Annotated in this window: 4 protein-coding genes; 2 read left to right on the forward strand and 2 right to left on the reverse strand. The window is 70.2% G+C overall.

Features of this window, described 5'->3' with window-relative positions; all coding sequences use genetic code 11:
• The first annotated feature begins 202 nt into the window (after nucleotides 1–202).
• Both ABT116_RS40740 and htpG read left to right on the forward strand, forming a co-directional pair.
• Nucleotides 203–907, forward strand: coding sequence for a class F sortase (locus ABT116_RS40740; protein WP_351645152.1), 705 nt, complete (start codon nucleotides 203–205; stop codon nucleotides 905–907).
• A gap of 86 nt (nucleotides 908–993) precedes the next feature.
• The gene (gene htpG, locus ABT116_RS40745; RefSeq protein WP_351645155.1) at nucleotides 994–2,892 is read left to right on the forward strand and encodes a molecular chaperone HtpG; all 1,899 of its coding nucleotides are present in this window, start codon (nucleotides 994–996) and stop codon (nucleotides 2,890–2,892) included.
• 11 nt (nucleotides 2,893–2,903) lie between these two features.
• Here the strand turns inward: htpG and ABT116_RS40750 are convergent, their stop codons facing one another.
• Nucleotides 2,904–3,155 carry a twin-arginine translocase TatA/TatE family subunit gene (locus ABT116_RS40750; protein ID WP_104785213.1) on the reverse strand — a complete coding sequence of 84 codons (252 nt, stop codon included), beginning with the start codon at nucleotides 3,153–3,155 and terminating at the stop codon, nucleotides 2,904–2,906.
• Nucleotides 3,143–3,717 (reverse strand): hypothetical protein (locus tag ABT116_RS40755; RefSeq protein WP_351645159.1); only part of this gene is annotated, 575 nt, incomplete at its 5' end. The genes ABT116_RS40750 and ABT116_RS40755, both read right to left, overlap by 13 nt.

Below are 3,717 nucleotides of genomic sequence, written 5' to 3' on the forward strand. Positions count from 1 at the left end.
TGCCTGCCGTACGTGTCTCTCATGTCGCGGCGGCGCGGCTCGTCCCCCGCGGGTCGTGCCTGCCGTACGTGTCTCTCATGTCGCGGCGGCGCGGCTCGTCCCCCGCGGGTCGTGCCTGCCGTACGTGTCTCTCATGTCGCGGCGGCGCGGCCCGCCGCCCGTGTGTCGTGCCCGCTGCCGTGCCCGAATGAGGTGGTTTCTGATGGCAGCCCCTCCCCCCGCTCTTCCCGACCTCGACCCCGCGCCGTCGAAGCGGCGGTTCCGCGCCGTCGTGACGGTGGTCTGGGCGGTGGCCGCCCTCGTGCTGACCGTGAACCTGTTCGGCGGCAGCGGTGAGTCACCCGACGCCGCCGGCCCGCCGCACGCACCGCCCGCCGTGGCCGCCTCCTCGGCCGTCCCCGACCTGCCCGACACGCCCGCGTCCACGGCGCCGAACCGGTCCGACGGCCCGCACCTGCCGCGGTCCCGGCCGGTCCGTCTGCTCATCCCCAAGATCTCGGTCGACGCGCCCTTCACCGACCTCGCCCTCAACGACGTCGGCCAGCTGGAGCCCCCGCCGCCGAACGACATCAACCTCGTGGGCTGGTACGCCAAGGGCCACACACCCGGAGAGGCCGGCACGGCGATCATCGCCGGGCACGTGGACACGGCGACCTCACCGGCCGTGTTCGCCGGGCTCAACGCGCTGCGGAAGGGCGACCGGTTCCAGGTCGTGCGGGCCGACGGCAGCAAGGCGACCTTCGCCGTGGACGCCACGGAGTCGTTCGAGAAGGACGCCTTCCCCAGCGAGCGCGTGTACGGCGACACACCGAGAGCCCAGGTCCGGCTCATCACATGCTCGGGTTCCTACGACCGTAAGGCGCGGGACTACACCGAGAACCTGGTCGTCTTCGCCCACCTCGTCTGACTTCCGGGGCCCCGGCCTGACTTGGTGTTTTACAGTGACTGTCACCAGTTCAGGCGACTGTGGGACCTGTGAGGGATTCGCGAACCATGACGACCGAAACGTTTGAGTTCCAGGTAGAGGCGCGTCAGCTGCTCCAGCTGATGATCCACTCGGTCTACTCGAACAAGGATGTCTTCCTGCGGGAGCTCGTCTCCAACGCCTCCGACGCGCTCGACAAGCTGCGTCTGGAGAAGCTGCGGGACGACTCCCTCGACGCCGATGTGTCGGACCTGCACATCGAGCTCGACGTCGACAAGGAGGCCCGCACCCTCACGGTGCGGGACAACGGCATCGGCATGTCGTACGACGAGGTCGGGCAGCTCATCGGCACCATCGCCAACTCGGGAACGGCCACGTTCCTCAAGGAGCTGAAGGAGGCCAAGGACGCGGGCGGGGCCGAGGGGCTCATCGGCCAGTTCGGCGTGGGCTTCTACTCCGGCTTCATGGCGGCCGACGAGGTCACGCTGGTGACCCGCCGCGCCGGCGAGAGCCAGGGGACCCGCTGGACGTCGCGCGGCGAGGCCACGTACACCCTGGAGAGGGTCGACGACGCGCCGCAGGGCACGTCCGTGACGCTCCACCTCAAGCCCGCCGACCCCGAGAACCAGCTGCACGACTACACCTCCGCGTGGACGATCCGGGAGCTCGTCAAGCGCTACTCGGACTTCATCACCTGGCCGATCCGGATGGTGCCGGAGGCGAAGGACGGGGAGGAGGCGCCCGAGCCCGAGACGCTCAATTCCATGAAGGCCCTGTGGGCGCGCTCGCGCGACGAGGTGTCCGACGACGAGTACCACGAGCTGTACAAGCACATCAGCCACGACTGGCGCGAGCCCCTGGAGACGATCCGGCTTCAGGCCGAGGGCACCTTCGAGTACCAGGCCCTGCTCTTCGTCCCCTCGCACGCCCCGCACGACCTGTTCACGCGGGACTTCAAGCGCGGCGTCCAGCTGTATGTGAAGCGCGTGTTCATCATGGACGACTGCGAGGCGCTGCTGCCGCCCTACCTCCGCTTCGTCAAGGGCGTCGTCGACGCGCAGGACCTCTCGCTCAACGTCTCCCGCGAGATCCTGCAGCAGGACCGGCACATCCGGATGATGCAGCGCCGGCTGACCAAGAAGGTGCTGTCCACGGTCAAGGAGATCAAGACCAAGGACGCCGAGCGCTACGCGACGTTCTGGCGGGAGTTCGGCACCGCCCTGAAGGAGGGCCTGGTCACCGACTCGGAGAACCGCGACGCCATCCTCGCCGTCTCCTCGTTCGCGACCACGCACTCCGACGACGAGCCGACCACGCTCGCGCAGTACGTGGAGCGGATGAAGGACGGCCAGGACGAGATCTGGTTCATCACCGGCGAGTCCCGGCAGAGCATCGAGAACTCCCCGCACATGGAGGCGTTCCGGGACAAGGGCATCGAGGTCCTGCTGCTCACCGACGCCGTCGACGAGGTCTGGGTCGACGCCGTCGGCGAGTACGAGGGCAAGAAGCTGCGGTCCGTCGCCAAGGGCGAGATCGACCTCGACACGGAGGACGAGGAGAAGGCCGGCGAGGAGCGGGAGAAGCAGGCCGAGGAGTACGCCGGGCTGCTCGGCTGGATGCGGGAGCAGCTGGACGAGGACATCAAGGAGGTTCGCCTCTCCACCCGGCTCACCGTCTCGCCGGCCTGCATCGTCTCCGACGCGCACGACCTGACCCCGGCCCTGGAGAACATGTACCGGGCGATGGGCCAGGAGGTGCCGCGCACCAAGCGGATCCTGGAGCTCAACCCCGGCCATCCGCTGGTGAAGGGCCTGCACCAGGCCTACCAGGGCAGCGAGGACCGTGCGGAGCTCGCCGAGTCCGCCGAGCTGCTGCACACGCTGGCGGTGCTTGCCGAGGGCGGTCAGCCCAAGGACCCGGCGCGCTTCGTCAGGCTCGTGGCGGACCGCCTGGAGCGCACGCTGTAGTCAGCGTCGGATCAGGGGTGGTCCGGGGCGCCCGCCGCCCGGGTGCCGGGCGGGGTCGTGCCGGTGCCCGGCGGGACGATCTCGCCCTGGACCACCCGCGGCGCGGGGGCTGTCCCGGCCTCCTCGTCCTTCGCCGCACGTGCCTCGGCTTTGAGGATGCGGGCCGCCTTTCCGGCCGAGCGGGTCAGCTCGGGGAGCTTCTTCATCCCGATGACGGCTATGACGACGATGAGAATGATCGCGAGCTCGCTCAGTCCGAACATGGTGTCCTGTCCTCTCTCGCCCGGGCCGGGCACGGCGTGAGCGTATCGGGCGGGGAGCACGGTGTGACCGCCGTCTCGGGATGCGGCACCAGGTGCCGGCGCAGGTGGGGCAGCATCCCCCGGTCGAGCAGCTCCTGCCGCCAGACCAGCCGGGCGTGCTCCACCTGGTCGGCGGCCGGGGGCACACCGCGCCGGCGCAGGGCCGCGTGCAGCAGCGCGGCCAGGCCGGCGAGGCCGGTCAGGGCCGCCACGAGTGCCAGGGTCCAGCCGGCCGCGACGAGCGATCCGGGCAGGGGCCCGAGGGCGTCGGCGAAGTGGAGCAGGCCCCCGATCAGCAGCAGCGCCGCGGCGGACGTGCCGGCCACGAGCGGGGTGAGCACCGCGAGGGCCGGCAGCAGCTCGCCCGTGCCGAGCGGGTGCCGCGCCTCGTGCCGGGCCGCCCGGCGCACGGCGAGGTAGGAGCGGTAGGGCTGCTCGGCGACGACGCCGACTCCACCACCTGCTGCTGAAAGCACCCACAACGCAATGAAGTTCCTGAACGATGCACCCCGATTCCTGTTCT

It is taken from the genome of Streptomyces sp. NPDC002130, assembly GCF_040296465.1.
Taxonomy (GTDB): Bacteria; Actinomycetota; Actinomycetes; order Streptomycetales; family Streptomycetaceae; genus Streptomyces.